This window comes from Ramlibacter pallidus (genome assembly GCF_015070875.1).
Classification (GTDB): Bacteria; Pseudomonadota; Gammaproteobacteria; order Burkholderiales; family Burkholderiaceae_C; genus Ramlibacter; species Ramlibacter pallidus.
In genome coordinates, this window is the sequence record NZ_JADDIV010000003.1 from 336,512 (window position 1) to 363,018 (window position 26,507).

Consider the following 26,507-nt stretch of genomic DNA (forward strand, 5'->3'; position numbering starts at 1 on the left):
GCCACGGCGCCGCCTCGCATCGTCCGCTAGCCTGCCCCGAAACCCATCGGGAGCACCATGCCAGCAGCCACAGCCGACGAGCGTGACCAGCGCGCAGCGATCCGCTTCGACACCGCCATGCCGGTGCGCATCGAGGGATGCGAGGGGGAGACGCAGAACATCAGCGCGCAAGGCGTCTATTTCGAGACCGACGTGCAGCAGCCGATCGGTTCGCTCGTGAACTTCACCGTGGAATACACGCTGTACGGGCGCAGGCACACGCTGCTGTGCGAAGCCAAGGTGGTGCGCGTGGACCGCCACGGCGACCGCATCGGCATCGCTGCCCGCCTGCTGGCGCCCTTCTTCGCCGAGGAAGAGGCGCTGGAGGGCTAGTCGACGCGGCGCAGGTGGGGGCGTGCCACGCCGGGCGCGGGCTCGACGGCGCCCGCATCGGCGACCTGGATGTCCTCCAGGCGTGACTGCGCCGCCAGCCGGGCGCCGACCCGGTAGCGTTCGCCGACGCGCTCCACGCGAACCACTTCCGCCTGGCACGTGAGCGGATACTGGTGACCGTCCAGCAGGTATTCGATGACCACCTCGACACGTGCACCGGGTTCGTAGGAATGGTCGGCCAGGAAGGACAAGCCGCTGCTGCTCAGGTCCTCGGTGGTGCCCGCGTTCCCGTCCACGCTCACCGGCATGGCTGCGGCGAACCGTTCGGCGCGCCGACGTTCGTCGCGCGTGTGCAGGGTGACGGGAATGGTGAGGCCGTCGGTGGCCATGCGCTTCTCCTCTGGACTGCCCGACGTTAACGCTGAGGCTGCGGGCTCCTGTAGTCCGCTGACGCGGCGCCTTGTGGGACGCCAACGACACGCGCGGGCGGACGAGAGCGGAACGCGGCGTCTTCCGGGACGGCGGATAACCCTGCACGGCGCTGGCTTCCGACCAAAAAATGGAAGGGCCTGCGCGGCGCTTGTGACACACTCGGGGTTCATTCCCATGCGCCACTCGCCCTCTGCCCAGCAACGCGCCCGGCTCCTTCCGGAAGGCCGGCGGTGGGGTTTCGGCGCGCACAGCGTGATGCCCTACCTCAGCGCCCTGCACGTGCGGCCGGGCGAGGGGCAGGGGCCCGTGGACATCCGCAACCCGGTGTTCCCGGAAATGGAAAATGCCCTGCGGGATCTGATCCGTCGCCACTGAGCAGGCGGAACCAGGGCAGGGCAAACGAGCGCCGGACGGCGTTCTCCTTGGGCGGCGGCAATGCCGCGTCGTGGCTTGCGCTAGCGTGCGCTCAGCGGCCGGTCGTCGTCGTCCTGGTTGGCGACCACCGCGCCGATGATCAGCGCGGCGGCGGCGGCCGCCGTGGCGCCCGGGGGCACGGCGAAGAACGGGCCGCCCGGCACGGTCGTCGTGGTGGTGGTCGTCGCCGTGGTCGTCACCACCGGCTGCACCGCCGCGCGGAGCTGCTCGCACGTCATGCTTTGAAGCACGGTGACCGCGTGCCCGGGCGGCACCGTGATCGTGCAGCCATTGGCCAGGCGGAACGTGACGGAACCGGTGGAAGTCGTGATCACGCGCGCGCCGTTCACGATGGGCGCGCCCGCGAGGATGGCGGCCCCGGACGTGCCGGTGGTCACGGTCGCCACCCCGTTCACCGTGGTGACGGTTCCGATGGTGGCTTGTGCGAAGGCGGAGGCGGCTGCCAGCGCGGCGACGGCGACGGCAAGTTTCTTGGTTTTCATGGTGCTCTCCGGTTGACGGGCGTGAACCTTAGCACCGCCGTAACGATGCGGCGGTAGGACCGCGCTGGCGTAGAGCTGTGCTTTACGCGAGGGCGGAGCCCGTGTCGCGTCAGTCCTTCCGTGGCTCGGCAGCGCCCAGCAGCAGGTGGTGATAGAAGCGGATCAGTTCGGCGTAGTTCGCGACCGCGAGGCGCTCGTTGCTGCCATGGATGCGATCGGCGTCGCCGTCGCGCACCCGCACCGGCGAGAAGCGGTAGATGTGGTCGCTGATCCCGGCGAAATGGCGCGCGTCCGTGCCCCCCAGCACGAGGCCCGGCGCGACCACCGCATCTGGGAAGGCGCTGCGGACGCCGAGGTTCATCCGCTGCCAGGAGGTGGAGTCGGTCGGCGTGACGGGCGAGGCTTCCGAGCTGCCGGGCAGCGCGGTCACCTCGACGCGCAGGTCGGCGACGACCTCCCGCACGTGGCGGAGCACGTCGTCGCGGCGGTCACCCGGCAACAGGCGGAAGTTGACGGTGGCTTCCGCGGCCGCGGGCATCACGTTTTCCTTCATGCCCGCCTCGAGCATGGTGAAGGCCATCGTGGTGGCGACCATCGCGTTGGTGACCGGCTTGGCCCGCAGCTGGCGTTCGACCACGGGCCGGAACAGCCAGAGGTTGGACAGCACGACCCGGTTGGCGCCGGCCATCTCCGGTGCGAGGGTCTCGAAGGTTGCGCGGGTGAGCTGCCGCATCTCGCCCGGCATGGGCCGTTCCTCCATCCGGCGAAGTGCTTCGCCGAGCACGGCGATCGCGCTGGTGCCCCGGGCCGGCGGCATCAGCGAGTGGCCCGCCGCCGCGCTGGCGCGCAGCCGGACGGACAGGTAGCCCTTCTCGGCCACGCCGACCAGCGCCACCGGCGCCTTCACGCCGGGGACGATGCCTTCGGTGACGACCATGCCTTCGTCCAGTACGAAGTCCAGCCGCACGCCGCGTGCCTTCAGCAGCGCGGCGATCTGCACGGCACCGTGTTCGCCGTGCGTCTCCTCGTCGTGGCCGTACGCGAACAGGATGGTCTGGCGCGGCCGGAAGCCTTGCGCCAGCAGCATTTCCACCGCCTCCATGTGGCCGGTGATCGCGGATTTGTTGTCCCAGGCGCCGCGGCCCCAGACGTAGCCGTCGCGGATCTCCCCGGCGAACGGGTCCACCTTCCAGTCGCGCGGGTCGGCCGGCACCACGTCCTGGTGCGCCATCAGCAGCATCGGCCGCAGCGCGGGGTCGGAGCCTTCCCAGGTGTAGAGCAGGGCGTGGCCGTTGACGACTTCCTTCCTGAGGGCCGCGTGGGCGCGCGGGAAAGTGCGCTGCAGGTAGGCGTGCAGCCCGTCGAATTCGGCCTCGGTCTCTTTGGGCGGCGCGCTGGAAACGGTGCGAAAGCGCAGCGCGCCGGCCAGGCGCCGGGCGGCGGCGTCGGCGTCGACCGCCACGGGCGCGCCGGCTGGCACGGGCAATTGCCGCGACGGAAAACGCAGCGTATTCCAGGCAAGGACGGCAACAAGCGCCAGCACGAGCAGGGCCAGCGTCGCGGCGGCGCGGGCAAGGACTTTCTTCATGGGTTCCTCCAGGGAACCCGTGAGCGTCGCAGCGCAGCGGCGGTGCGTCTTGTACATCCGCGGCGCGCGGCCGCATGGCCGAAGAAAATGCCCGGCCGCCGCTCCGGTCCGCGCCTAGGCCAAGCCCTTCACTGGCATGCGCAATACGCGGAGGTCCCGCGGAAAGCGATTTCGCACTGGCCGCCGGCCTTGCACGTCCCACCGCACACCGGGGCTTTCGGGGTGCCTCCGAGCTTCCTGCACGCGGTGGTTTGCTGCGCCACCAACGCGCCCGCGCCTTCAGCGCGTGCCGGCTCGGCGCCGCGGGTCAGGCGGGCGATGACTTCGCCGGTAACTGGGGCAAACCGGGTGGGATCTTCATTGCCGATCTGGGCAGCCGCGGGCAGCAGCGCGAAGGCCAGGCCGATCGAGACGAGAATCTTGCGCATGGGGACCTCCTGTGAAGAGGCCGAGTAGAAGGCGACAACGCCGCCAAGTCGTCATCAGAAGGATCGACGACATCCTGTGCCGGACGTTGTGCCGGGACAAGTGACCCGCAGCCAAATAAAAAGCACCTGGCCCTTGCGGACCAGGTGCTTCATTTCTCTTGGCTCCCCGACCTGGGCTCGAACCAGGGACCTACGGATTAACAGTCCGGCGCTCTACCGACTGAGCTATCGGGGAACAAGCCTTAGATTATAGCGCGATCTTTTTGTGCTTCCGGCGGCGCTGCTTGCGCAGCTGTCAGGAAGCTTGCGAACCCGGTGCTACGTGCCGCTCTCGGTGAACTGGTGCAGCTCGCAACCCAGCAGCGCGCCGAACTCCTGCAGTTCCTCCGGGGAGAACTCGTCGTCCCGCACGTCATGCACGTAGACCGCGAAACGGGCGTAGTGTGCTTCGCTCCAACGGCGGCGGCTTTCCAGCGGCAGTTCGCCGGCCTTGAGCGTCGCCTGGCAGCAGGGCATGTGGATGACCAGGTTGCGCGCGTCGCGGGCAGTCCACAGTGAGTTCCTGAACTCGTACGCCCATTCGTCGAGTTCCTCGTCCGAGAGATCCACCGTGCTGCCGCACGAAGGGCAGGGCAGTGTTTCGGGCACCGTGCCGAAGTACATGGGACGTTCGGACAACTCGGTGCTCGGATCGGATGGAATGGCGTTTTCCTCCGTCCACTTGGCGATCCGGGCTGCGAGGCGCGGGATCGCATCCGCAGGCGGAGCGTATTCGGGGTCCTTGGGAACGAGGTAGAGGTTGGTGTAGCCCATGCGTTCATTCTGCTATGGGCATGAAAAAAGGAAGCGGTCGTTCGGCCGCTTCCTCGTTCCTGCTTTCGCGGTGGCCCGGGAGGCAACGCCGGTCAGTCGAACACCGGCGTTTCCACGCCCAGCACCTTGTGCAGCTTCGGACTCGTGGTCGTGTACTGCAGGTGGATCTTGCCCTTCTCGGGGAAGATGATGGGCGCGGCGCCGAAGGCGGCCAGCGCGCATTCGTGGAAGCCCGACAGGATCAGCTTCTTCTTGCCCGGATAGGTGTTGATGTCGCCCACCGCGAAGATGCCCGGCACGTTGGTCGAGAACTTCTCGGTGTCCACCTTCAGTTGCTTGCGCTCGATGTCCAGCCCCCAGTCGGCGATCGGGCCGAGCTTGGGCGAGAGGCCGAAGAACACCAGCAGCATGTCCAGCGGGACCACCCGCGTCACGCCGTCGGATCCGGTCACCTTGGCACCGGTCAGGCGGCCATCCTGCTCTTCGTAGCCCGTCACCTGGCCGACGATGAACTGCATCTCCATGGCCTCGCAGAGCTCGTGCATCTTCGCCACGGAGGCCGGGGCGGCGCGGAAGCCGTCGCGGCGGTGGATGAGGATCACGCTTTCCGCCTTGTGCGGATTGCCGTCGTCGTTGCCGGCAGTGAAGTTCAGCGCCCAGTCCAGCGCGGAGTCACCGCCACCGACGACCACCACGTTCTTGCCGGCGAATTCCGCCGGGTTGCGCACGCGGTAGAACAGCTGCGAACCGTCGAACTTGTCCAGGCCGTCCACCTTCAGCGTGCGCGGCTCGAAGGCGCCCACGCCGGCGGCGATGAAGATCGTCTTGGTCAGGAAGCGGGTGCCCTTGGAGGTTTCCACGTAGAAGCGGCCGTCCTCCTGCTTCTGCACCACGGTCACGGTCTGTCCCAGGTGGAAGGTGGCGCCGAAGGGCTCGATCTGCTTGAGCAGGGCGTCCGTCAGTTCCTTGCCGGTGCACACCGGGATGGCCGGGATGTCGTAGATCGGCTTGTCCGGGTACAGCTCGATCGGCTGCCCTCCCGGGTAGGCGAGCGAGTCGATCACGTGCGCCTTGATCTCCAGCAGCCCGAGCTCGAACACCTGGAACAAGCCCACGGGCCCGGCGCCGACGATCACGGCGTCGGTCTCGATCGGGCCGTCATGGGCGGCGGCAGTCTTGATCACTTCCTGGTTCAGTTGCAGTTCCATAGCCCTTACTTGACCAGCTCGGACAACTTGCCCGGCTTGTCCTTCCATTCCTCGGCATCCGGCAAGGCCGGCTTGCGTTTCGTGATGCTCTTCCAGCCCGGAGCGTGCGAGAGCTCGGTGTTGAGCTTGATGAAGGCGACCTGGTCGGCCGGCACGTCCTCTTCCGCGTAGATCGCGTTGACCGGGCACTCGGGGATGCACACCGCGCAATCGATGCACTCGTCCGGGTCGATCACCAGCATGTTCGGCCCCTCGCGGAAGCAGTCGACCGGACAGACGTCCACGCAGTCGGTGTACTTGCAGCGGATACAGGATTCGGTGACGACGTGGGTCATTGTTGTGGTCGAGGTCGGGGAAACCCTCGATTTTATTGGCTTTTCATTGTGCACCCGGCGGTGAGGCCGTAGGGCCCGCAGGGTTTGCGGCGCGTCAACGAACCAGCACTGCCCCCGCGGTCTTGTGCGTGGCCGTGTCCACCAGGACGAGCGCGCCCAGGGCGCGGGAGCGTGCATGGGGGAGGGTGACCAGCGGTTCCTGCAGCGCCAGCTCCACGTGGCCGATGGCGTTCGGCTCGAGCTGGGTGGCTTCCTGTTCGGCCAGGGTGTTCACGTCCAGCCGGTGGACGATGCGCTGGACCCTGGCCTTGACCCAGCGGTGCCCGTGCAGGGCCCAGTAGGTCCGTCCGGCGACCAGCGGCTCGTCGTCGAGCCACGCGATGGTGGCGGACACCTCTCGGGTCGGCTCGAACGCGCCCGGCTGCAGCAGCCAGTCGCCGCGCGAGACGTCGACCTCCCGGTCCAGCACGATGCCGGCACTGTGGCCCGCCGCCACGTCGCCGGGGCGGCGGACGTGGTCGAGCACCTGCGCCACGGTCGCGACCTGCCCGCTGGGCAGCACGGTGACCTGCTGGCCCGCACGCGCGCCGCCGGTGGCCACGCGGCCCCAGAAGACGCGGCGGCCCTGCGAGATGTCGGCGGAGGAGGAGAACTTCTCCACCCACTGCACCGGGAAAGCAAAGGCCTCGTGCGTTTCGGCGGGGGTGACGTCCAGCTGCTCGAGCACCTGCAGCAGCGACGGGCCCTGGTAGCCGCACCAGCCGGGCTGCGCCTCCACCACGTTGTGGCCCTTCAGGGCGGAGATCGGCACCACGGCGAGGGCTGCGACGCCGGCGGCAGCGGTGAACCGCTCCAGCGCGTCGCGGATGTTGGCGAAGGCGACGCCGGCATCCTCCACGGCGTCCAGCTTGTTCACGGCGAAGACGATCGCCGGCACGCGCAGCAGGTGCGCCAGCAGCGTGTGGCGCCGGGTCTGCGGCAGCAGTTCCAGCCCCGTGTTCTGCCACTTCAGCTTGGTGGCGTCCACCAGCACGACGGCGGCGTCGGCGCTGGAGGCGGCCGTCACCATGTTGCGCGTGTACTGCTCGTGGCCGGGCGCGTCGCCGATGATGAACTTGCGCGCCGGCGTGGCGAAGTAGCGGTAGGCGACGTCGATGGTGATGCCCTGTTCGCGCTCGGCGGACAGGCCATCGGTCAACAAGGCCAGGTCGGTCTCGCCGGAGCGGGAGACGGACGCCAGCTGGTCCTGCAGCACGGCGCGGCTGTCCACCAGCAGGCGGCCGATCAGCGTGCTCTTGCCGTCGTCGACCGAGCCGCAGGTGATGAAGCGCAGGGCGGCGTCGTGGGCGGTGGCTGCGGTGGTCATCAGAAGTACCCGTCCTTCTTGCGCTTTTCCATGGAGGCGTCGGAGGTCTTGTCGTCCATGCGGGTGGCGCCGCGCTCGCTGACGTCGACGGTCAGCGTTTCGGCGACGACGTCGTCGGCATCAGCCGCGTCGCTCGCCACCGGGCAGGTGCAGGTGATGTCGCCGACGGTGCGGAAGCGCACGGTGCGGGTCACGACCTCTTCACCCGGTCGCGGCGGGGTGAGCTCGGTCACCGGGACCAGAAGGCCGCGGCGTTCCACCACCGGGCGCTGGTGCGCGTAGTAGAGCGAGGGCAGCGCGATGTCCTCGCGGGCGATGTATTGCCACACGTCCAGCTCGGTCCAGTTCGAGATCGGGAACACGCGGAAGTGCTCGCCGGGCGCCAGGCGCGTGTTGAACAGGGTCCAGAGCTCCGGGCGCTGCGCCTTGGGCTGCCATTGGCCGAAGCTGTCGCGGTGCGAGAAGATGCGCTCCTTCGCGCGCGCCTTCTCCTCGTCGCGGCGGGCGCCGCCGATCAAGGCGTCGAAGCGGAACTCCTCGATCGCTTCCAGCAGCGTCACCGACTGGTGCGCATTGCGGCTTTCGTCGGGGCGCGCCAGCCGCACGGTGCCGCGCCTCATCGAGTCCTCGACACTGCGCACGATCAGTTTCGCGCCCAGCTCCTTCGCACGGAAGTCGCGGAAGGCCGTGACCTCGGGAAAGTTGTGGCCCGTGTCGATCATCAGCAGCGGGTAGGGGATGCGGCCGGCGCCGAACGCCTTCTCGGCGCACTTGAGCAGCACCAGCGAGTCCTTGCCACCGGAGAACAGCAGGGTGGGGCGCTCGAAGGCGGCCGCCACTTCGCGCAGGATGAAGATCGCTTCTTCCTCCAGGGCGTCCAGGTGGCGGTTGCTGATCGGGGTCAGCAGCGTGGGATCGGTGCGGGCGTTCATGCGGCCACCTGTCGTTCGTCGTTCTTCACATGGAGACCGCATTCCTTGGCGCTTTCATCCTCCCACCACCAGCGGCCGGCGCGGAAGTCCTCGCCCAGGCTGATCGCCCGCGTGCAGGGCGCGCAGCCGATGCTGGGGAAGAACTGGTCATGCAGCGGGTTGTAGTCGACGCCGTTCGTGGCGATGTAGTGCCAGACGTCGCCCCAGGTCCAGTCCGCCAGCGGATTGATCTTGACGCGGCCGTTCTTCGGCACGTCGGACACGTCGATCTGCGGCACTTCGGCGCGGGCGTTCGATTGCTCGCGGCGCAGGCCGGTGATCCAGGCGCGCTGGCCGGCCAGCGCACGCTCCAGCGGCTCCAGCTTGCGGACCTGGCAGCAGGCTTTGCGCAGGGCTATGCTGCGATACATGGCTTCGCGGCCTTCGCGCGTCACGAACTGCACGACGGCTTCCTGCACGGGACGGTAGACCTCCACCGGCGCGCGCGAGGTGGCCTGCGTGCGCTCCAGCAATTGCAGCGTTTCAGAATGCAGCGCACCCGTCTCCAGCACGAAGACCGGGATGGGAAGCTCCAGGGCGTTGACCAGGTGCGTGATCACCACGTCCTCCGCGCCAAGGCTGGAAGCCTGCTTCAACGGCGCGAACTCCGCCGCTGCCTGCACCAGCAGGTTCTGCGTCTGGGCCAGCTTGGCTTCGTAGCCCGCGGAGGCGCGGGCGTGCAGGTCGATCGCGCCCATGTCAGCCCCGTGCGAACAGCGGTTGCGGGACGACGGCGTCGCCCTGGTAGAAGGCGCGGTAGCGGGCGAACTGGCGTTCGGCGTCGGCCGGGTCCTTGCCTTCCTTCAGCACCGCGCTGGAAAAGCCGGTGCGGTACATCTGCACCAGCTGGTCGATCAGCACGTCGCCGGTGGCGCGGATGTCGCCGGCGAAGCCGCGGCGCTGGCGCAGCAGGCGTGCCTGGGTGAAGGCGCGGCCGTCGGTGAACTTCGGGAACTGGAGCTCCACGCGGTCGACGCCATCCAGCGAAACCTCCAGCGCGTCGGCGTCGTTCGCCAGCACCAGGACGTTGACGTTTTCTTCCGGCTGCGCCTGGCCGGCGGGGATGATCGTGATCATGCGGTCTCCCGGGCGGCGAAGCGCGCGCCGTTGGCGGCGGCCTTGAAGGGTTCGATGCCGACGCGGCGAAGCGTCTCGATGAAGGGTTCGGCCTTGCCGCCGGCGGCATTGGCGCGCTCGCGGCGGTACGTGTCCAGCACGGCCTCGATCACCACCGGCACTTCGGCGGCGGAGAACGAGGGCCCGACCACCTTGCCGGGCGTGGCGGGGCCGGACAGGTCGGTGCCGTCCGAGCCGCCCAGCGTCACCTGGTACCACTCCTTGCCGTCCTTGTCGACGCCGAGGATGCCGATGTGGCCGGCGTGGTGGTGGCCGCAGGAGTTGATGCAGCCCGAGATGTTCAGTCGGATGTCGCCCAGGTCGAACTCCTCGTCCAGGTCCTGGAAGCGCTGCGTGATGGCTTCGGCGATGGGCAGCGAGCGCGCGTTGGCCAGCGAGCAGAAGTCGCCGCCGGGGCAGGCGATCATGTCGGTGAGCAGGCCGATGTTCGGCTTGGCCAGGCCCGCCTTGCGGGCGGCCGCCCAGAGTTCGGGCAGGTCGTCCTGGTGGACCCAAGGCAGCAGCAGGTTCTGCTCGTGCGTCACGCGCGCCTCGCCGGCGGAGAAGCGGTCGGCCAGGTCGGCGGCGAGTTCCATCTGTTCAGCGGTCGCGTCGCCGGGGGCGTAGCCCAGGCGCTTGAACGACAGCGTCACCGCGCGCAGCTGCGGGATGCGGTGGGCGATGACGTTGCGCTGCAGCCAGCGGTCGTACAGCGGGTCGGCCTCGGCGTCGGCGCGCACGATCTCGTGCAGCTGCGCGTCGGCGCCCTTGCGCACCACCGGCCGGACCTCCGGCGTGACGAAGGAGGCGGCGACGCGGTCGTATTCGGCCTGCGTCAGCGTGTGCGGGCCGCCGTCGTGTTCGACGATGGCGCGGAACTCCTCTTCCACCTTGTCGATGTAGCGCTGGCCTTCGGCCTTCACGAGGATCTTGATCCGCGCCTTCCACAGGTTGTCGCGGCGGCCGTACTCGTTGTAGACGCGGATGCAGGCCTCGACGTAGTTCAGCAGGTGCGGCCAGGGCAGGAACTCGCGCACCACGGTGCCGATGATCGGGGTGCGGCCCATGCCGCCGCCGACCAGGACCTTGAAGCCCAGTTCGCCGGCGTCATTGCGTACCAGCTGCAGTCCGATGTCGTACCAGCCGAGCGCGGCGCGGTCTTCCTTCGTGCCGTTGAGCGCCACCTTGAACTTGCGGGGCAGGAAGGCGAACTCGGGGTGCAGCGTGCTCCACTGGCGCAGGATCTCGGCGAACGGCCGCGGGTCGGCGATCTCGTCAATGCCGATGCCCGCCAGTTCGTCCGTGGTGATGTTGCGGATGGTGTTGCCGCTGGTCTGGATGCCGTGCATGTCGACGCTGGCCAGCAGCTCCATGACCTCGGCGCTCTTGTCCAGCGGGATCCAGTTGAACTGCACGTTGGTGCGGGTGGTGAAGTGGCCGTAGCCATGCTTCAGGCGTGTGACGACCGGCGTGCCGCCCGGCACCGGCACTTCGCCCAGCGCCAGCTGCTTGTCCTGCGCGTCCTGCAGAAGGGCCGCGTCCGGCTGGTCGTACTCGCGGGCGATCTTCGCCAGGGCCCGCAGCTGCAGGCTGGAGATGTCGCCGTAGGGGACGGCGATGCGCAGCATGGGCGCATAGCGCTGCACGTACCAGCCGTTCTGCAGGCGCAGCGGCCGGAACTCGTCGTCGCTCAGCTTGCCGGCCTGCCAGCGCTCGAGCTGGTCGCGGTACTGCGCCGCGCGCGCGCGCACGAACTGCCGGTCGAATTCTGTGTATTGGTACATGGAGGCAAGGGTGGCGGCCCCTGGGGGGCCGGACCCGTGACTCTAGGAGTCTCCCTTATGGATCCAAACTATTTTTTTATTCAGCTCTTATGCGGATAAGCTAATGCACCAGGACGGAAGCGGCTTTCCGGCCCATCTTCCGGCGCACGCGGATAAGACGGGACCGGGCTGCCGAGCCACCACAATCACAACGAAGCCATGGCACAGAGGATCTTCATCAAGGTGGTCGGGTTCACCGACGAGGAACGGCACGCGCTCAACACGGTGTTCCGGCTCTCCGAGCAGTGCCTGACCATGTACCAGCTCTGGACGCCCGAGGCGCCGGAACCGGCCCGCGTGGCCCTGCTGGACGCGGGCAGCGGCGAGGCCTGGCTGGAGGCCGCGTCGCCGATGCCTGGCGACATGCAGCGCTTCTGGGTCGGGCCCAACCCGCCGGCCTCTGTGCTGCGGACCTTCCAGCGCCCGATCCCGTGGCCGGAGGTGGTCGAGAACCTCGACGCGCTGTTCGCCCCGGTACCCGACCTGGACCTGCCGATCGGCCCGGAATCCCTGATGTCCGACAAGCAGGCCCTGATCGTCAGTGCCAACCGCGAGCGGCGCCTGTACCTGCGGGCGCGGCTGTCGCTGGCGAAGCTCACGCTGGCCGACGACGCGGCGAGCGGCGCCGCGGCGATGGAACTCACCCGCGGCAAGCAATACGACCTGGCGCTGGTCGACTGCGGCCTGCAGGACATGGACGCATGGGCGCTGCTGCGCCAGTTGCGCCAGGGGCAGCACCCGATCCGCCATGTGGCCATGACCCAGAGCGGCCTGTCCCTGGCCGAACGCGCGCGCGCGTGGCTCGCCGGCGCGGAGGCCCTGCGCGAACGGGCCGGGGAACTCGCCCGGCTGGACGGCTGGCTGGCGCGGATCTAGCGCCCCTGCCGGGCGGCGTCCAGCGCCTGGGCGAGGCGCAGCGGGAGCGGCAAGGGTTCGCCGTGCAGCCGCGCGGCCAGCAGTTCCCCGCACAACGCGGCGAAGGTGAGCCCGCGGGATCCCATCGCCGTGCTGACCCACATACCGGGGGCGCGTTCGCCGACCAGGGGCCGCCGGTCCGAGGAGGCGCATCGCACGCCGCTCCAGGCCGTCGTCCTGCTGCCGGCCAGGAGGGCGCCGGCCCCGGGCAGCAAGGTCCGCGCACGGTCCAGGTTCGCGGTGTCGTCCGCGCCGCGCACGTCGGCTTCCGTTTCACCGCGCCCGTACGTGGACCCCGTGATCCAGGCGCCGCGCTCCACCAGCGGAACGTCCGGCAGGAAGTGGCCGTTGCCGTTGACGGGGAAGGGCGGCAACGCGGCGGCGTTCTCCGGGCGCGGCGCCCACGTGACCTGCCCGCGGACCGCCTGCAGCTGCAACCCGGCCGGGACCAACGCGGCGCTGCCCAGGGCGGCCGCCACCACGACCAGTGACGACACGGCCGCGCGGCCGTCCGCCGCGTCCACGTGCCAGTGCGGGCCCTCCCGCCGCACCTGATGCACCTGCCAGCTGCCTTCGAAGCGGATCCCCGGATCGCGCAACCAGGAGCGCACCAGCGCCGCCGGCTCGATCCAGGCGGCGTTCCCGTGCCACCACGCGGGTTGCGAGGGCGCCCAGCCGGCCAGGCGCTTCTGCGTCTCGGTCGCGCCGCGCGTCCAGGGCTCCAGGCCTTCGATCGGGGGCGGTGGCCGCGGGTCGTCCCCGCGCCATTCGAGGACACCCGTGGCGCCCCATTCGAGGCCCGCGGCCAGTCGCCGGGTCGCTTCCTGCAAGGTGATGCGCACGCCGGCGCGGGACAGGCGCGACAGCGGGTTGTCGTCCGGGGTCTGGTGGGGCGCCAGCAATCCCACCGGAAGCTGCGAGGCGCCCATGGCCGGCGCTGCCGCCGCATCGACCACCAGCACCGACCAGCCGCGCCGGGCGAGGCTCGCTGCCACCGCCGCACCGGCAAGGCCGGCGCCGATGACGGTGGCGCGGGAGGGATGCACGACGGTCTCCGGCTGCAGGCCCTTGACGTCCCAGTCCGGCGCGTAGCGTGCGGACAGGTCGGGACCTTCGCCTTCGGCCTGCCAACCGCACGCGGCGAGGTGCGGCTTCCAGCCCTGCGGCGCCGTGAGCATCGCGTCCCGCCGGCACAGCCGCGTGACCGCCTTGGCCATCGCGGCATCGGCGGTGAATGCCTGCGGCCGGGCCACCACCACCGCGTCGGCCCGGAACGCCAGTTCGCGCAGCGTGGAGGACACCTCGCCCACGCACAGCGTCAGGACGACCTTGCCGTCCTCGAGCGAGAAGCGGTGGAAGCCGGGGGCGAGGCCGTCCCACTGCGCCGCGAGCGCACCGGCGAGGGCGCCGGCCTCGCCGTCCTGCGGCTGCAACAGCTGCGCCGCCTCCTCCGGCGATCCGGCGATCGCGACGCCATGCAGGAGCCGCGGACGGTGCGGATCGGCACGCCAGCGCTGCCACAGGCGCAGGAAAGCGGCGCCGCCGTCCCATCCGACCTGCAGGACGCGCCATTGCGCCTGGCCCTGCCAGGCGTGCGGGGGCGCCTCGTCGCCGGCCGCAGTGGCGCCGGCGCTCATCTCATTGCGAGGGCGGCACGTAACCGGCGGCGGCATCCGCGCCGCCGCCGAAGAAGTGGTTCTCCATCTGGCGCTTGAGGTACTCGCGCGCACGCTGGTCGGCCAGGTTCAGCCGGTTCTCGTTCACCAGCATGGTCTGGTGCTTGATCCAGCCTTGCCAGGCTTCCTTGCTGACGTTCTCGTAGATGCGCTTGCCCAGCTCGCCGGGATAAGGGGGGAAGTCGAGGCCTTCGGCGTCGCGGCCGAGCTTGATGCAGTGGACGGTGCGTGCCATTCACGCCTCCTGGAAGGGAAAGCTTGTGCTTATGCGGATATGCAACTGAAAAGTCTGTCGTTCCCGTTGCGCGGGCGGGCTCCCAGAATGCGCCCACACACAACAAGGACGCTTTCCATGAGCCTTCGCCGCGACTTTATCAAGATTCCCCTGGTGCTCGCCGCCGCCGGCGGCCTGGGGCTCACCGGCCTGCCGACGCTGGCGCAGTCCGTGCAGCTGCTGAACGTCTCCTACGACCCCACGCGCGAGCTGTACGTCGAGTTCAACCAGGCGTTCGCGAAGCACTGGAAGGCGAAGACGGGGCAGGACATCACGGTGAAGCAGTCGCACGGCGGTTCCGGCAAGCAGGCGCGCTCGATCATCGACGGCCTCGATGCGGACGTCGCGACGCTGGCGCTCGCCGGCGACACCGATGCGCTGGTCAGGAACGGCGGCTGGGTCCGGCCGGACTGGCAGAAGCGCCTGCCGCACAACTCTTCCCCGTACACGTCGACCATCGTGCTGGTCGTGCGCGCCGGCAACCCGAAGGGCATCAGGGACTGGGACGACCTGGTCAAGCCGGGCGTGAGCGTCATCACGCCGAACCCGAAGACCTCCGGCGGCGCGCGCTGGAACTACCTGGCCGCGTGGGAGTTCGCCAAGCGCAAGTACGGCGGCGACGCCAAGGCGCGCGACTTCGTCGCCAGCCTGTACGGCAACGTGCCGGTGCTGGACACGGGGGCGCGCGGATCGACGATCACCTTCGCCCAGCGCAACCAGGGCGACGTGCTCATCGCGTGGGAGAACGAGGCCTACCTGCTGGAGAAGGAGTTCGGCGCGAAGTTCGACGTGATCGCGCCGTCCGTCAGCATCCTGGCCGAACCCGCCGTCGCGGTGGTCGACAAGGTGGTGGACAAGAAGGGCACGCGCGCGGTGGCCGAGGAGTACCTCAAGTACCTGTACTCCGAGGAAGGCCAGGACATCGCCGGCAAGCACTTCTACCGCCCGGCGGTGTCGCAGAAGGCGCAGGCCAAGTACGCGAAGCAGTTCCCGAAGCTGGACCTGTTCACCATCGACCAGGCGTTCGGCGGCTGGGACCAGGCGACCAGGGTGCACTTCGCCGACGGCGGCTCGTTCGACCAGATCTACACGCGGAAATTGGGCAGCCGCTGACAGCGCCCGGCGCGCGGGCGCGAAGAATGGGGCGACCTCACGCAAGGAGCCCTGATGACCTATCGCATCGCCGTCCTCGTCGGCAGCCTGCGCCGCGAATCCCTCAACCGCCAACTGGCCGCGGCGCTGGCGAAGCTCGCGCCGCAGTCGCTGGAGCTGGTGCCCGTGCGCATCGACGACCTGCCGCCCTACGACCAGGACGACGACGGCCACCCGGCCGAGCCGGTGCGCCGCATGAAGACGGAGATCGCCGCGGCGCAAGGCGTGCTGTTCGTGACGCCCGAGTACAACCGCTCGGTGCCAGGCGTCCTGAAGAACGCGATCGACCACGGATCGCGCCCCTACGGCCAGAGCGTCTGGAGCGGCAAGCCCGCGGCCGTCGCCGGCATTTCGGTCGGCACCATCGGCACCGCGGCGGCCCAGCAGCACCTGCGGACCATCCTCGCCTACCTGGACATGCCGACGCTGGGGCAGCCCGAGGTGTTCCTGCAGGACAAGCCCGGCTTCTTCACCGCCGACGGCATCGGCCCCGACGACACGCAGCAGTTCCTGCAGAAGTTCATGGAGCGCTTCGCCGACTGGGTGAAGCACCACGCCGACCGGGTGGCGAACCGCTGACGCGCAAGAGCCCGCGCGAAGGCGGGCTCTTGCGGAGTGCGGCCGTGCCGCCGGACTCAGGCGCGCAGCGCGGCCTGGCCTTCGTTCGCCGCCGGCGCGAGTTGGGCCTGGATGGCGAAGGCCGCCTGCTCCATCGCGGCCGCGCGCGCGGCGTCCCCCATCGCCAGGCCTTCGGCGCGCACGAAGCGCAGGTCCGTGATGCCGAAGAAGCCGAACACCGCCTTCAGGTAGCTTTCCTGGTGCTCCATGGCCGACCCGTCCGGATACGCGCCGCCACGGCTGGAGGCGACGATGACGGTCTTGCCCCCGGCCAGGCCTTCCGGTCCCTTGTCGGTGTAGCGGAACGTGCGTCCGGCTTGCGCGATGCGGTCGATCCACGCCTTGAGCTGGCTCGGGACCGAGAAGTTGTACATCGGGGCACCGACCACCACGACGTCGGCTTCGAGGAACTGGCGCACCAGCCGTTCCGAAACGATGTTCTCGCGGCGTTGCGCGTCGGTCAGGTCCGCGGCGTCCGGCCCCAGCCGGAACCCGAGCGAATCCTGGTCCAGGTGGCTCGGTGCGTCCACGGCCAGGTCCAGGTACTGGACCACGGTGGCGCCATGGGCGGCCTGCCACTCGGCGACGATGCGGCGGGTCAGTTCGCGCGAGGCGGATTGGGCGCCCAGCGGGCTGGAATCGATGTGCAGCAGTTTCAAGGTCTTCTCCTGTCGTGGCGGGCACGATCGCGCCCATGCATTGATTGTGAGGATGGGTCGCTGCATTGATAAGCCGGCAATTTCGGGATAGATTGTTCTACCTATGGAACAGTCGACGCGCGATCTCAACGACATGCTGTACTTCGCCGAGGTGGTCGACCGGGGCGGGTTCGCCGCCGCCGGCCGGGCCTTGAGCATCCCGAAATCGCGCCTCTCCCGGCGGGTCTCGGACCTGGAGGCGCGCCTGGGCGTGCGCCTGCTCCAGCGCACCACGCGCAAGCTTTCGCTCACCCAGGCCGGCGAGATCTACCACCGGCACTGCGTGGCGATGCGGGAGCAGGCCGAAGCCGCGGACGAAGCCGTGGCGCAGGTGCGCACCGAGCCGCGCGGCACCGTGCGCGTGACGTGCCCCGTGACGCTGGCGCAGACCGCGATCGGGCCGCTGCTGCCCCGGTTCCTGGCGGCGCACCCGCAGGTGCGGGTGGAGATGCAGGTCAGCAACCGCGTGGTCGACCTCGTGCAGGAGGGCGTGGATGTCGCCCTGCGGGTGCGCACCAGCCTCGACGACAGCGGCAGCCTGGTCGTGAAGAACCTGGGCATCACGCAGACCCTGCTCGTCGCCAGCCCGCAGTTGCTGCAGCGCTTCGGCCAGCCCGCCGGCCCCGCTGACCTGCGGCACCTCCCCTCCGTGGCCATGTCCGCCGGCGACGGGCGGGCGACCTGGCGCCTGCGGGGCCCCGGCGGCGAGGCCTTCGAGCTGGTGCACCGGCCGGTCTACACCGCGGACGACATGCTGACGCTGAAGTTCGCCGTGCTCCAGGGCACGGGCATGGGCCTGCTGCCCGACTACATGTGCGGCGAGGCGCTGCGCAGCGGCGAACTGGTGCCCGTGCTGCCCGGCTGGCCGCCGCAGGAGGCCATGGTGCTGGCGGTCTTTCCGTCGCGCCGTGGTATGGTCCCCGCCGTCCGCCGCTTCATCGATTTCCTGTCTTCGCACGTGGCCGGCGAACGCATCGTGGGGGTGCCGTGAAGGTCCTGCTGGTGTTGCTGTCCTGGGTGGCCGTGTTCGGCGCCGGCTTCGCGTCCGGCGTGTACCTGCTGCCGATCCTGGCGGCCCCGCCGTCCCCGGCCACGTCGGAGGTTCAGGCGGCCATGCTGTCCGCGAGCTACCGCGCGCGCTTCCGCCGCGAGCTCCCCGGCAGCGACCTGCTGCACTGGGGCGAAGGCGACGTGAGCGTGGGGCCGCGCGCGGTGACGCTGCAGGGCCGCCTAGCGCCCGGGCCGGCCTACCGCCTGTACCTCGTGCGCGGGTTCGTCGACACCGAGGAGGGCTTCGTGCGCGCCAGGCCGCAGGCCCTGGCGGTCGGCGACATCCGGACCTTCGAGAACTTCCTCGTGCCGCTGCCGGCGGACACGCGGCTGGAAGACTACGACACGGTGGTCGTGTGGTGCGAGGGCTTCTCGCGCTTCATCACGGCGGCGAAATACCGCTGACGGCGGCAGGCAGCGCGCCGCGCTGGAGCGCCGCGCGCTGGTAGACCTCCAGGTACTGGTGCGCGCTGTCTTCCCAGCCGAAGTTGCGCGACATGCCGTTGGCCTGGATGCGCCGCCAGCGCTTCGGGTCGCGGAACGCGCCCTGCGCGCGCGCCAGGGCGTCGTGCAACGCCGCGGCGTCGCAGGCCTTCATGACGAAGCCCGTGCCGTGGGCCGGGTCGGCCGAGGCATCCGTCACCGAATCGAGCAGCCCGCCCACCGGCCCCACGATCGGCGGAGTGCCGTACGCCTGGCTGTACATCTGGTTCAGGCCGCACGGTTCGAAGCGCGAAGGCATCAGGAAGGCGTCGGCGCCGGCCTCGATGAGGTGCGCGAGACCTTCGTCGAAGCCGAGGGTCACTGCCACCTGTTGCGGATGCTGCCGCGCGGCCGCGCGCAGGGCGTCCTGCAGCGCCGGCTCGCCGTTGCCCAGCACCACCAGTTGCGCGCCGGACTCGACGATGCGGGGCAGGGCGGCCAGCACCAGGTCCACGCCCTTCTGCGGCGTGAGCCGGCTCACCATGGACAGGACCATCGCGTCGGACCACACCGGCAGGCCCACGCGGCCCTGCAGTGCCGCCTTGCAGGAGGCCTTGCCCTCCAGGCGGCCTGGCCCGAAGTGGAAGGGCAGCAGCGGATCGGTCTGCGGGTTCCACACGTGCGTGTCGATGCCGTTCAGGATGCCGTGCAGCCGGGCCGAGCGCGCGCGCAGGATGCCGTCGAAGCCGACGCCATGCGCTTGCGTCTGGATCTCGCGGGCGTACGTGGGGCTCACCGTGGTGATCGCGTCGGCAAACTGCAGGCCCGCCTTCAGCATGGACAGCTGGCCCCAGAACTCCACGCCGTCGATGCCGCGCCACATCGGCGCGACACCGAGCAGGTCGGCCGTCTCCATGGGGAACACGCCCTGGAAGGCCAGGTTGTGGATGGTGACCACGCTCGTCGCCGTGCGCTCCTGTGGCGCCAGCATGCGCGATTGCGCGAGGTACAGCGGCGCCAGCCCGCAGGGCCAGTCGTTCGCATGGACGACGTCGGCGGTCCATCCGGGCAGCGGCGAGTGCACGGTGCCGAGCAGGGCCGCCACGCGCGACAGCATGCCGAAGCGCATCGCGTTGTCGGCGTAGTCGCTCCCGGATGCGTCCACGTAGGGGCCGCCGTTGCGCTGGTACAGCGCGGGGCACGCCAGCAGCAGCAGCGTCACGCCCGAGGCGAGCTTCACCGGCAGCAGCTGCGCCGCGGGCCACTGGCCGTAGGGCGCGAGGTCCACGCTCTCGCCGACTTCGCCGCTGACCTGCATGTCCTTGTACGCGGGCAGCAGCAGCTTGACGTCGTGCCCGAGCGAAGCGAGCGTCGCAGGGAGTGCCCCGCTGACATCGCCCAGCCCACCCGTCTTGACGTAGGGGGCGCATTCCGGCGTGGCGAACAGGATGTTCATCGCTCGCCCTCCGCGTCGGCCACCAGCACGGCGAACGGCAGGCTGCCCGCACCGCCGAACAGGGCCTGGAGATCCATCATGGCGTCTTCCTCGCCGGCGAGCGCGACCTCCTCGCCGGTCATCCAGTGGCGCCAGCGGCGAAAGCGCCGCAGCCCCGCCGCCTCGAGCTGCGTGCCGGCCCAGAGCCGCGGCGTCCAGTTCTCTTCCTCGCCGTCGCACAGGGTGTACGCGAGGCGCGCGACGACGACCAGCACCGCCTCGCGTTCGTGGACGCGGGCAAAGGCGACGGCGTGCTCCGCGGCCGGACCTTCGACGGACAGCGGCAGGTAGCCCGCGTTGCGGAACAGCACGTGCCGCTCGCGGCGCAGCCGCAGCAGCCGCCAGGTGGCCAACTGCTTGATGCGCCCGTCGGCGGCGTTGCGCTCCAGCGTCCGCCAGTGGTCCGCCAGCGGCCAGCCCTGCCGGTACAGGGCTTCGACACTTTCGAGGCTCTGCGCCAGCGCACCGTAGTCGACCGGCCGCCGGTTGTCCGGGTCGACCAGGCTGAAGTTCCAGTGCTCGCAGCCCTGGTACAGGTCCGGCACCCCGGGCGCGGTGAACTTCAGCGCCAGTTGCGCGAGGCTGTTGCGGAAGCCGAAGGGCGCGATGCGGGCGGTGAACTTCTGCAGCTCGTCGGCGAACGGGCTCGGGCCCGAGCGCAGCACGCCGTCGACGTAGCGTTCGACGGCGTCCTCGTACTCGGAGGCGGGGCAGACCCAGCTCGTGTTCAGCTTGGCTTCGCGGATCGCCTTGCGCATGTAGGCCTGCACGCGCTGGCGCAGGTCCTCGCGTTCGGCCTCGGTCGGCGGGTGCGCGGGCCACATGCCCACCAGCGTCTGGAACAGCAGCCAGATGTCGTTCTGGCTGGGCCAGGTGGCGTCGGGCATGCGCGTCACGTACAGCTGCGCCCAGCCCGAGAGCCGGAGCACGCAGTCCTCCCACTGGGCGGGCATCTCCGACAGCACGTTGATGCGGGCGCGCAGGTCCTCGCCGCGCTTGCTGTCGTGCGTGGAGGTGCCGAGCAGGCAGTGCGGACGGTGGCGCTGCCGCGTCGCGTTGGCGAAGTGGAAAGCCGCGACGGAGACGCCGAAGCTGCGCGGTTCGCCTCCCACTTCGTTGAGCGACAGCAGCGGGATGTAGCGGTAGAACGCCGTGTCCTCCATCGCCTTGGCCGTCACCGGCGCGGTGAACTGCTGCCAGCGCGCCAGGAAGCGCTCGCGTCCTTCAGCCGGCAGGTTCGCGGCCTCGCCTTCGCCCAGCAGCACCTCGCGCAGGTGCTCCAGCACCGTGGCCTCGGACTTGCCCAGGCGCCGCTCGGCCGCCGCGATCGCCCAGTCGATGTGGCGCCGGTCCATGGCCGTGGCCGGCTCCGTGGTGCGCAGGTACGTGCGGTAGACGGGGAAGGCCGCGGCGACCTCGGCCAATGCGGCGCGCAAGCGGTTGCGCGTGAAGTCGCAGCGGCGCCGGTTACCGCGCGTCAGTCGGTACAGCGCATGCGCCAGCCAGTTCAGCTCCGAGTACAGGGAGGTCTCGATGATCAGCTTCTTGCAGGCGTAGAGGATCTCGTCGAAGTCGGTGTCCTCGTCGGTGAAGGCCTGGTAGGCGCCGAGCAGCGCATCCTCGTTGCGCGGCTCGACGAAGAGCCCGTTGACGAGGCTGCCGAAGCGGTAGCCCGTGTCGCCGTGCACCGGCCATTCCTCGGGCAAGGCCTCGTGTTCGGCCTGGATCTTCTCCACCACCAGGTACAGCGCGCGGGGATGGTGGCCGCCGACCTCGGCCATCGCGGCATAGCGGGCCTGCAGCCGCTCGAAGTAGGCCTGCGGATCGCTCAGGCCATCGGGATGGTCGATGCGCAGGCCGGTCAGCATGCCGTCCTGCAGCCAGTGCAGGACCTTGCGGTGCGTGGCTTCGAAGACCTCGCGCCGTTCCATCCGCAGGGCCGCCAGGGTGTTCACGTCGAAGAAGCGCCGGTAGTTGACGTCGTCGCTGGCCACGCGCCAGTCGGCCAGCCGGTAGGCCTGCGCGGCGATCAGCTGCTCGAGGGCATCGAAGCTGGCCGGCTCGCCGGCCTGGCCGTTGAGCCGTTGCACGCAAGCGGCGATCCAGCGCGAGAGCCATTCGTGCCGGCGCGCCAGCCGCGCGAGCTGCCGCTTGAACACGGCCGCGTCGCGCACGCGCGCCCGGCGCGCCTCCGGATCGGCGTCGTTGCGGGAAGGCAGGCGACCGAGCGAATCGAGGAGGGCGCCGACCACCGCATGGCTGTCACCCTCGCTGTCGTCGCGTGCCGGAGGCGCCGGCAGGGCCGCGAAGATGTCCGGGTAGCTGCTGGGATCGATCGGGAAGCGGTGGTCCCAGTAGCGCAGCCCGAATTCGCCGCTCTCGTCGTCGAAGTGCAGCTGGATCTCGCCGGCTTCCAGCACCTTGCCGAAGTGGTCGCCGAGCACGGGCAGCAGCACGCGCCCCGCCATCTCGGGTTGCGCAGGCTGCCACTCGATGTCGAAGGTCTCCGCATGGCTGGAGGCGCGCCCGTGCTCCAGCACGTCCAGCCACCAGGCGTTGTCGGCCTCGAGCACGCCCATGTGGTTGGGGACGATGTCGAGGATCTGCCCCATGCCGTTGCGCCGCAGCGCCTGGCACATCCGGGCAAGAGCCTGCTCGTCGCCGACTTCCGGGTTCAGCTCGCCGTGGTCGACGATGTCGTAGCCGTGCGTGCTGCCCGGGCGCGCGCGCAGGTAGGGCGAGCTGTAGAGATGGCTCACGCCGAGCGCGCGCAGGTACGGAATGGCCTGCGTGACGTGCTCGAAGGTGCAGCCCTTGTGGAACTGCACGCGGTAGGTTCCGCAGGGCACGCTCGCGGTGTCGAGCGAAGGCAGTTCGAGCGGCGCGGTCTCGAGCGCCTGCGGGCCGCTGCGCTCGGAACGGAGCACCGCCGCGAGCGACGCCCAGCGTGCATCGCTGGCGAGCCCTTCGACGGTGACCGACAGCTTGCGCCGCCAGTTCGGGAAGCGGTCCTCGGTCGTGCCGGGAACGTTCACCTGCAGCAGTTGGCCCGTCACGTCCTCCAGCTGCACGCCCACCAGCCAGCACGGCGTGCGGGCGAGGTAGGCATAGACCGCATCCACGAACGCCCGGCTCGCGTCGGGCAGGGACGTGGGCTGCACCGTCACCCCCTCGGGCAGCAGTTCCTCGCGTTGCAGCGCCATCAGCAGCCGTGCACGGTCCTGCGCGCGGCCGAGGACCTGCGCTTCGTGCGAGGCTTCGTCGGGATAGAGGGAGAGCTTCGCGGACAGCTCGATGTCCTCGCCCAGCCAGAAGCCGCGCAGCGTCGGCAGGTCGTGCGTGCTGACCACCGCCAGCGCCTTGGGTTGCCATTGCGCCGGCCGGCGGAAGTTGCCGTCCTCCTCGCGCTCGAACAGCAGCGGCTTGTACGAGAGCAGGTTGCCGTCCCGCATCGCTTCGCGCATGCGGGGTGCCACGTTCCCCAGGTCCTCGCCGATCACCATGCACTGGTGCCGCTGGCTTTCCAGCGCCAGCACGCCCATCAGGTCCTCCAGCGGGTAGTCGACGTAGGTGCCGCCGTCCGGCCCGGTCCAGAACAGGCGCATCAGCGCCATGACGTGATCCAGCCGCAGGGCGCCGCAATGGCGCATGTTGGCGCGCAGCGTGTCGATGAAGGGCTGGTAGCGTGCCTCGCGCAGGCGCTGCGGGCTCCAGGGCGGCAGGCCCCAGTCCTGCCCGCCGGGCGCCAGCGGGTCCGGCGGGGCGCCGGCGTGCATGCCCAGGGCATACATGCCGTGTTCGACCCAGGTCTCGGCGCCGCCGCCGTTGACGCCCACGGCCAGGTCGCAGTACAGACCGATGCCCATGCCGCGCGTGCGCGCGTAGCGCTGGCAGGATTCCAGCTGCACCTCGGCCAGCCATTGCAGCCAGAAGCGGTAGCGCACCGCGGACCCGTGATCCTCGCTGAACCGGCGCACCGCGGGACCGTCCGGGTCCCGGAATTCATCCGGCCACGCCGGCCAGCCCCAGACGCCGGCGTCCCGTGCGTGCAGGTGTTCCTGCAGCGCCTCGAAGAGCGCATGCCGGCCGAGCGTGTGTTCGTGCTCCCGCATGAACGCCAGGAAGTGGGCGCCGCGCGAGCGGTCCTTGTCCAGTTCATGCTTCTCGAAGTGCGCCCAGAGCAGGCGCAGCACTTCGTCCTTGGCGCGGGCCACGCCCTCGTAGTCGACCATTTCCGCTTCGCGCAGCGCCTCCAGCCGGTCCTGGAAGGCCTCCGACTGGACGCGCTGGCTGGCTTCCTCGCAGGCGCTGAGGTCGACGAGCGACTGCACGTCCAGGTAGATCGGGTTCAGTGCCTTGCGGCTGGAAGGGCTGTACGGGCTGGCCATCGCCGGCGCGTGCGGGAACAGGGCGTGCAGCGGGCTGAGCCCGATGAACGACGCGCCCTGGTGCGCGGCGGCATCGCACAGGCGGCGCAGGTCGCCGAAGTCGCCGATGCCCCAGTTGCGCGAGGAACGCAGTGCGTACAGCTGGATCGTGCAGCCCCACCATCGCTCGCCTTTCTGCAGCTGCGGAGCGACATGGCAGTGGCGCGGCGTGACGGCCAGGCGGCAGTGCTCCGCCGCGGGCGCGCCTTCGAGGACGAGGCGGTAGTAGCCGGGCGCGAGTCCGTCCGGCAGCGCGATCGTCGCCTGCTGGTAGCTGCGCTGCAGCTCGCCGGCCGCGGTCTCGCCGGCCTGGCCTTCGGCCCTGAGCTGCCAGCGCGCCGGCCTGTCGTCGTGGCTGGTCCAGCGCAGGACCGGCGCATCGCCTTCGCGCATCACGTGCACGTAGGGCAGGCCGAGATACTGCTGCGCCGGCGTGCGGCCGTCGCCCGTCATGGCGGCGACGGCGCGCTCCAGCACGGCGTCCGGCACCAACTCTTCCTTGCCCCAGAAGCCGTGGTAGCGGTCCGCGACGCCCAGGCGGCGGGCGCGCTCGGCGAGCGGGAGGCCCGGGTCGTCCGTCACGGCATTCATAGCGTGATCTCCTCGCCGAACGTCCAGCGCGCCGCATACGCCGGCCAGGTGCCGCGCGGGGTGTCGGCGGGCCAGCGATGGCTGTACACGAGCTCCGCCTCGACGGGGCCGAGATGCTGCGGCTCGACCTGCAGGGGAGCATCGCCGAGGTTCAGTTCCAGCGACAGGAGCCGGCCGTCTTCGTAGCGCCACTGCACCGAGAGCCCACGCTCGCCGATGCGTTGGGCGGAATGCTTGCCCGTGAGCAGTTGGGCCTGGCGCGGCGTGATCCAGCGGCGGCGCGCGGCCAGGGCCGTGCGCACCAGCTCCAGCCGCGCGCGTCCTGCGTCGCTGCGTGCGTGGCCGACGTCCGGCCGGCTGCGTTCGAAGGTTTCGCTGCTGCACGGGTCCGGCAGGTCGTCCGCCGCCACGTGGCCGAACTCGCGCTTGCGGCCGGCGCGGACGGCGTCGCGCAGCTCGCCCTCCCAGTCCGCGAAGTACAGGAAGGGCTCGGGCGCGCCCCACTCCTCGCCGAAGAACAGCATCGGGATGGCCGGCGTGAGCAGGGCCAGCAGGGTGGGCAGGGCGGCAGCCTGCCCGGGCACCAGCGCCGTCAGCCGTTCGCCGCGCGCCCGGTTGCCCACCTGGTCGTGGTTGTGCGCGAAGTTCACGAGCGCCGACAGTGGCTGCGGCGGCGCGGGCGCGACCACTTCGCGGGCGCCGCCTTCCCGGCGTTTCGAGCCTTCGAACACCATCCCGTGCGTGAGGCAGCGCGCCAGCAGGTCCATCGTGCCGGCGCCGTAGTCGTGGTAGTAGCGCTGCGTCTCGCCGGTCAGGGCGACGTGCACGACGTGGTGGAAGTCGTCGTTCCATTGCCCGTCATAGGAGCCATGCATCGGCGTGGATGCGAGGTGCTCGTGGCCGTTGTCCTCGTTCTCCAGCACCAGGTGCACGTGCCGCCCCGCCGTCGCCGTGCGCACGCGCTCGGACAGCTCGCGCAGCACGTGCCGGTCGCTGTCGTCGCTGATGGCGTGCACGGCATCCAGCCGCAGCCCGTCGAAACGGTACTCCTGCACCCAGTAGACGGCGTTCTGGATGAAGAATTCGCGCACCGTGTCGCTGTCGGGGCCGTCGAAGTTGATCGCCGCGCCCCAGGGACTCTTCTTGGTCTGCGAGAAGAAGGCCGGTGCGTAGGCGTGGAGGTAGTTGCCGTCGGGGCCGAAGTGGTTGTAGACCACGTCCAGGAACACCATGAGGCCGAGCCGGTGCGCCTGCTGGATGAAGGCCTTGAGTTCGTCGGGCGGACCGTAGGCGTCGTGCGGCGCATAGGGCAGCACGCCGTCGTAGCCCCATCCGAAGCGGCCGGCGAAGTTCGCCACCGGCATCAGTTCGACCGCCGTCACGCCGATGTCGACCAGCGCCTGCAGCCGGCCGGCGGCCGCCGCGTAGGTGCCTTCGGGCGTGAAGGTGCCCACGTGCAGCTCGTAGAGCACCGTCTCGTGCCAGGGACGGCCGCGCCAGTCGGCATCCCATTCGAACTGCCCCGGGTCCACCAGGCAGCTCGGGCCGTGTGGCCCTTCGGGGTTGTAGCGCGAGGCGGGGTCGGGCACGAGCAGGCCGCCGTCGATGCGCCAGCGGTACAGCGTGCCCGCCGCGGCCTGCGGGACGCGGCATTCCCACCAGCCCTTCGCCTCGCTGCGGGCGGCGTGCAGTTCCGGGCCCGCGCCGGTTTCCAGCGCCAGTTCGACCTGCCGCGCCGCGGGCGCCCACAGGCGGAACAGCGCGCCACCGCCGTCCTGCAGGCGGGCGCCGAAGGGCATCTCATGGTGGCAGCGCAAGG

25 protein-coding genes and 1 tRNA gene are annotated in these 26,507 nt (G+C 70.1%); 7 read left to right on the forward strand and 19 right to left on the reverse strand.

The features are described 5' to 3' along the window. The first annotated feature begins 57 nt into the window (after window positions 1-57). Window positions 58-372, forward strand: a complete 315-nt coding sequence (locus tag IM787_RS10815) for a PilZ domain-containing protein (protein ID WP_193676675.1) — start codon at window positions 58-60, stop codon at window positions 370-372. Here the strand turns inward: IM787_RS10815 and IM787_RS10820 are convergent. Beyond that, window positions 369-761: a PilZ domain-containing protein gene (locus IM787_RS10820; RefSeq protein ID WP_193676676.1), complete on the reverse strand. Its 393-nt coding sequence runs from the start codon at window positions 759-761 to the stop codon at window positions 369-371. The genes IM787_RS10815 and IM787_RS10820 overlap by 4 nt on opposite strands. A 217-nt stretch (window positions 762-978) precedes the next feature. Between IM787_RS10820 and IM787_RS10825 the strand changes: the two genes are divergently transcribed. After that, the gene (locus IM787_RS10825; protein ID WP_193676677.1) at window positions 979-1,179 is read left to right on the forward strand and encodes a hypothetical protein; all 201 of its coding nucleotides are present in this window, start codon (window positions 979-981) and stop codon (window positions 1,177-1,179) included. An 80-nt stretch (window positions 1,180-1,259) separates the two neighbouring features. Here the strand turns inward: IM787_RS10825 and IM787_RS10830 are convergent, their stop codons facing one another. From IM787_RS10830 to IM787_RS10885, 12 genes are all read right to left on the reverse strand, one after another. Then, window positions 1,260-1,721: a hypothetical protein gene (locus tag IM787_RS10830; protein WP_193676678.1), complete on the reverse strand. Its 462-nt coding sequence runs from the start codon at window positions 1,719-1,721 to the stop codon at window positions 1,260-1,262. 109 nt (window positions 1,722-1,830) lie between these two features. Then, complete coding sequence (locus IM787_RS10835) at window positions 1,831-3,309, reverse strand: M20 family peptidase (protein WP_227494268.1); 1,479 nt, start codon at window positions 3,307-3,309, stop codon at window positions 1,831-1,833. Between the two features lie 128 nt (window positions 3,310-3,437). Further along, window positions 3,438-3,737, reverse strand: coding sequence for a hypothetical protein (locus tag IM787_RS10840; RefSeq protein WP_193676680.1), 300 nt, complete (start codon window positions 3,735-3,737; stop codon window positions 3,438-3,440). Window positions 3,738-3,896: 159 nt separating this feature from the next. Continuing rightward, window positions 3,897-3,972 (reverse strand) — tRNA-Asn (locus tag IM787_RS10845). Between the two features lie 83 nt (window positions 3,973-4,055). Beyond that, complete coding sequence (locus tag IM787_RS10850; protein ID WP_193676681.1) at window positions 4,056-4,550, reverse strand: hypothetical protein; 495 nt, start codon at window positions 4,548-4,550, stop codon at window positions 4,056-4,058. A gap of 92 nt (window positions 4,551-4,642) precedes the next feature. After that, the gene (locus tag IM787_RS10855; protein ID WP_193676682.1) at window positions 4,643-5,758 is read right to left on the reverse strand and encodes an NAD(P)/FAD-dependent oxidoreductase; all 1,116 of its coding nucleotides are present in this window, start codon (window positions 5,756-5,758) and stop codon (window positions 4,643-4,645) included. Window positions 5,759-5,763: 5 nt separating this feature from the next. Further along, window positions 5,764-6,093, reverse strand: coding sequence for a ferredoxin FdxA (gene fdxA, locus IM787_RS10860; protein ID WP_193676683.1), 330 nt, complete (start codon window positions 6,091-6,093; stop codon window positions 5,764-5,766). 94 nt (window positions 6,094-6,187) lie between these two features. Beyond that, a complete protein-coding gene (locus IM787_RS10865) occupies window positions 6,188-7,459 on the reverse strand; it encodes a sulfate adenylyltransferase subunit 1 (RefSeq protein ID WP_193676684.1) in 1,272 nt (423 codons plus the stop codon). Continuing rightward, on the reverse strand, window positions 7,459-8,391 hold the full coding sequence (gene cysD / locus IM787_RS10870) for a sulfate adenylyltransferase subunit CysD (protein ID WP_193676685.1): 933 nt from the start codon (window positions 8,389-8,391) through the stop codon (window positions 7,459-7,461). Before cysD ends, IM787_RS10865 begins: the two co-directional genes overlap by 1 nt. Then, entirely contained in the window at window positions 8,388-9,128 is a 741-nt protein-coding gene (locus tag IM787_RS10875; RefSeq protein WP_193676686.1) for a phosphoadenylyl-sulfate reductase, read from the reverse strand. The genes cysD and IM787_RS10875 overlap by 4 nt, the downstream gene beginning before the upstream one ends. 1 nt (window position 9,129) lies before the next feature. After that, a complete protein-coding gene (locus IM787_RS10880; protein ID WP_193676687.1) occupies window positions 9,130-9,507 on the reverse strand; it encodes a DUF934 domain-containing protein in 378 nt (125 codons plus the stop codon). Further along, the gene (locus IM787_RS10885; RefSeq protein WP_193676688.1) at window positions 9,504-11,330 is read right to left on the reverse strand and encodes a nitrite/sulfite reductase; all 1,827 of its coding nucleotides are present in this window, start codon (window positions 11,328-11,330) and stop codon (window positions 9,504-9,506) included. The genes IM787_RS10880 and IM787_RS10885 overlap by 4 nt, the downstream gene beginning before the upstream one ends. 198 nt (window positions 11,331-11,528) lie before the next feature. Here IM787_RS10885 and IM787_RS10890 point away from each other — a divergent pair, with 198 nt between their 5' ends. Then, on the forward strand, window positions 11,529-12,245 hold the full coding sequence (locus tag IM787_RS10890; protein WP_193676689.1) for a response regulator: 717 nt from the start codon (window positions 11,529-11,531) through the stop codon (window positions 12,243-12,245). Here the strand turns inward: IM787_RS10890 and mnmC1 are convergent. Beyond that, the gene (gene mnmC1 / locus IM787_RS10895; RefSeq protein ID WP_193676690.1) at window positions 12,242-13,921 is read right to left on the reverse strand and encodes an FAD-dependent 5-carboxymethylaminomethyl-2-thiouridine(34) oxidoreductase MnmC1; all 1,680 of its coding nucleotides are present in this window, start codon (window positions 13,919-13,921) and stop codon (window positions 12,242-12,244) included. The genes IM787_RS10890 and mnmC1 overlap by 4 nt on opposite strands. A gap of 1 nt (window position 13,922) precedes the next feature. Then, the gene (locus IM787_RS10900) at window positions 13,923-14,195 is read right to left on the reverse strand and encodes an oxidative damage protection protein (RefSeq protein WP_193676691.1); all 273 of its coding nucleotides are present in this window, start codon (window positions 14,193-14,195) and stop codon (window positions 13,923-13,925) included. Window positions 14,196-14,312: 117 nt separating this feature from the next. Between IM787_RS10900 and IM787_RS10905 the strand changes: the two genes are divergently transcribed. Both IM787_RS10905 and IM787_RS10910 read left to right on the forward strand, forming a co-directional pair. Then, a complete protein-coding gene (locus tag IM787_RS10905) occupies window positions 14,313-15,347 on the forward strand; it encodes a sulfate ABC transporter substrate-binding protein (RefSeq protein WP_193676692.1) in 1,035 nt (344 codons plus the stop codon). Between the two features lie 51 nt (window positions 15,348-15,398). Further along, the gene (locus tag IM787_RS10910) at window positions 15,399-15,965 is read left to right on the forward strand and encodes an NADPH-dependent FMN reductase (protein ID WP_290427333.1); all 567 of its coding nucleotides are present in this window, start codon (window positions 15,399-15,401) and stop codon (window positions 15,963-15,965) included. Between the two features lie 56 nt (window positions 15,966-16,021). Here IM787_RS10910 and IM787_RS10915 read toward each other — a convergent pair whose 3' ends face one another. Continuing rightward, window positions 16,022-16,663, reverse strand: coding sequence for an FMN-dependent NADH-azoreductase (locus tag IM787_RS10915; protein ID WP_193676694.1), 642 nt, complete (start codon window positions 16,661-16,663; stop codon window positions 16,022-16,024). Window positions 16,664-16,766: 103 nt separating this feature from the next. On the opposite strand from IM787_RS10915, the gene IM787_RS10920 reads away from it, so the two are divergent. Together IM787_RS10920 and IM787_RS10925 are read left to right on the forward strand one after the other, a co-directional pair. Continuing rightward, window positions 16,767-17,693, forward strand: coding sequence for a LysR substrate-binding domain-containing protein (locus IM787_RS10920; protein ID WP_193676695.1), 927 nt, complete (start codon window positions 16,767-16,769; stop codon window positions 17,691-17,693). After that, window positions 17,690-18,157 (forward strand): DM13 domain-containing protein, encoded by a 468-nt coding sequence (locus tag IM787_RS10925; RefSeq protein ID WP_193676696.1) that lies wholly within the window; start codon window positions 17,690-17,692, stop codon window positions 18,155-18,157. Before IM787_RS10920 ends, IM787_RS10925 begins: the two co-directional genes overlap by 4 nt. Here the strand turns inward: IM787_RS10925 and glgA are convergent. Genes glgA through treZ form a run of 3 tightly spaced genes read right to left on the reverse strand, consistent with a single transcriptional unit; the run spans window position 18,135 to window position 26,505 of the window. After that, window positions 18,135-19,631, reverse strand: a complete 1,497-nt coding sequence (gene glgA, locus IM787_RS10930; protein ID WP_193676697.1) for a glycogen synthase GlgA — start codon at window positions 19,629-19,631, stop codon at window positions 18,135-18,137. The genes IM787_RS10925 and glgA overlap by 23 nt on opposite strands. Then, window positions 19,628-24,688 carry a malto-oligosyltrehalose synthase gene (locus IM787_RS10935; RefSeq protein ID WP_193676698.1) on the reverse strand — a complete coding sequence of 1,687 codons (5,061 nt, stop codon included), beginning with the start codon at window positions 24,686-24,688 and terminating at the stop codon, window positions 19,628-19,630. The genes glgA and IM787_RS10935 overlap by 4 nt, the downstream gene beginning before the upstream one ends. Further along, window positions 24,685-26,505 carry a malto-oligosyltrehalose trehalohydrolase gene (gene treZ, locus IM787_RS10940; RefSeq protein WP_193676699.1) on the reverse strand — a complete coding sequence of 607 codons (1,821 nt, stop codon included), beginning with the start codon at window positions 26,503-26,505 and terminating at the stop codon, window positions 24,685-24,687. Before treZ ends, IM787_RS10935 begins: the two co-directional genes overlap by 4 nt. Between the last annotated feature and the right edge of the window lie 2 nt (window positions 26,506-26,507).

What these genes read in the sequence shown, in the direction of transcription:
- IM787_RS10815 (WP_193676675.1), top strand. Translation starts at nt 58, where the DNA reads ATGCCAGCAGCCACAGCCGACGAGCGTGACCAGCGCGCAGCGATCCGC.
- IM787_RS10825 (WP_193676677.1), top strand. Translation starts at nt 979, where the DNA reads ATGCGCCACTCGCCCTCTGCCCAGCAACGCGCCCGGCTCCTTCCGGAA.
- IM787_RS10920 (WP_193676695.1), top strand. Translation starts at nt 16,767, where the DNA reads ATGGAACAGTCGACGCGCGATCTCAACGACATGCTGTACTTCGCCGAG.
- IM787_RS10865 (WP_193676684.1), bottom strand. Translation starts at nt 7,459, where the DNA reads ATGACCACCGCAGCCACCGCCCACGACGCCGCCCTGCGCTTCATCACC.
- IM787_RS10880 (WP_193676687.1), bottom strand. Translation starts at nt 9,507, where the DNA reads ATGATCACGATCATCCCCGCCGGCCAGGCGCAGCCGGAAGAAAACGTC.
- IM787_RS10905 (WP_193676692.1), top strand. Translation starts at nt 14,313, where the DNA reads ATGAGCCTTCGCCGCGACTTTATCAAGATTCCCCTGGTGCTCGCCGCC.
- fdxA (WP_193676683.1), bottom strand. Translation starts at nt 6,093, where the DNA reads ATGACCCACGTCGTCACCGAATCCTGTATCCGCTGCAAGTACACCGAC.
- IM787_RS10885 (WP_193676688.1), bottom strand. Translation starts at nt 11,330, where the DNA reads ATGTACCAATACACAGAATTCGACCGGCAGTTCGTGCGCGCGCGCGCG.
- IM787_RS10855 (WP_193676682.1), bottom strand. Translation starts at nt 5,758, where the DNA reads ATGGAACTGCAACTGAACCAGGAAGTGATCAAGACTGCCGCCGCCCAT.
- IM787_RS10935 (WP_193676698.1), bottom strand. Translation starts at nt 24,688, where the DNA reads ATGAATGCCGTGACGGACGACCCGGGCCTCCCGCTCGCCGAGCGCGCC.
- IM787_RS10850 (WP_193676681.1), bottom strand. Translation starts at nt 4,550, where the DNA reads ATGGGCTACACCAACCTCTACCTCGTTCCCAAGGACCCCGAATACGCT.
- glgA (WP_193676697.1), bottom strand. Translation starts at nt 19,631, where the DNA reads ATGAACATCCTGTTCGCCACGCCGGAATGCGCCCCCTACGTCAAGACG.
- cysD (WP_193676685.1), bottom strand. Translation starts at nt 8,391, where the DNA reads ATGAACGCCCGCACCGATCCCACGCTGCTGACCCCGATCAGCAACCGC.
- IM787_RS10835 (WP_227494268.1), bottom strand. Translation starts at nt 3,309, where the DNA reads ATGAAGAAAGTCCTTGCCCGCGCCGCCGCGACGCTGGCCCTGCTCGTG.
- IM787_RS10890 (WP_193676689.1), top strand. Translation starts at nt 11,529, where the DNA reads ATGGCACAGAGGATCTTCATCAAGGTGGTCGGGTTCACCGACGAGGAA.
- IM787_RS10830 (WP_193676678.1), bottom strand. Translation starts at nt 1,721, where the DNA reads ATGAAAACCAAGAAACTTGCCGTCGCCGTCGCCGCGCTGGCAGCCGCC.
- IM787_RS10900 (WP_193676691.1), bottom strand. Translation starts at nt 14,195, where the DNA reads ATGGCACGCACCGTCCACTGCATCAAGCTCGGCCGCGACGCCGAAGGC.
- IM787_RS10820 (WP_193676676.1), bottom strand. Translation starts at nt 761, where the DNA reads ATGGCCACCGACGGCCTCACCATTCCCGTCACCCTGCACACGCGCGAC.
- mnmC1 (WP_193676690.1), bottom strand. Translation starts at nt 13,921, where the DNA reads ATGAGCGCCGGCGCCACTGCGGCCGGCGACGAGGCGCCCCCGCACGCC.
- IM787_RS10840 (WP_193676680.1), bottom strand. Translation starts at nt 3,737, where the DNA reads ATGCGCAAGATTCTCGTCTCGATCGGCCTGGCCTTCGCGCTGCTGCCC.
- IM787_RS10875 (WP_193676686.1), bottom strand. Translation starts at nt 9,128, where the DNA reads ATGGGCGCGATCGACCTGCACGCCCGCGCCTCCGCGGGCTACGAAGCC.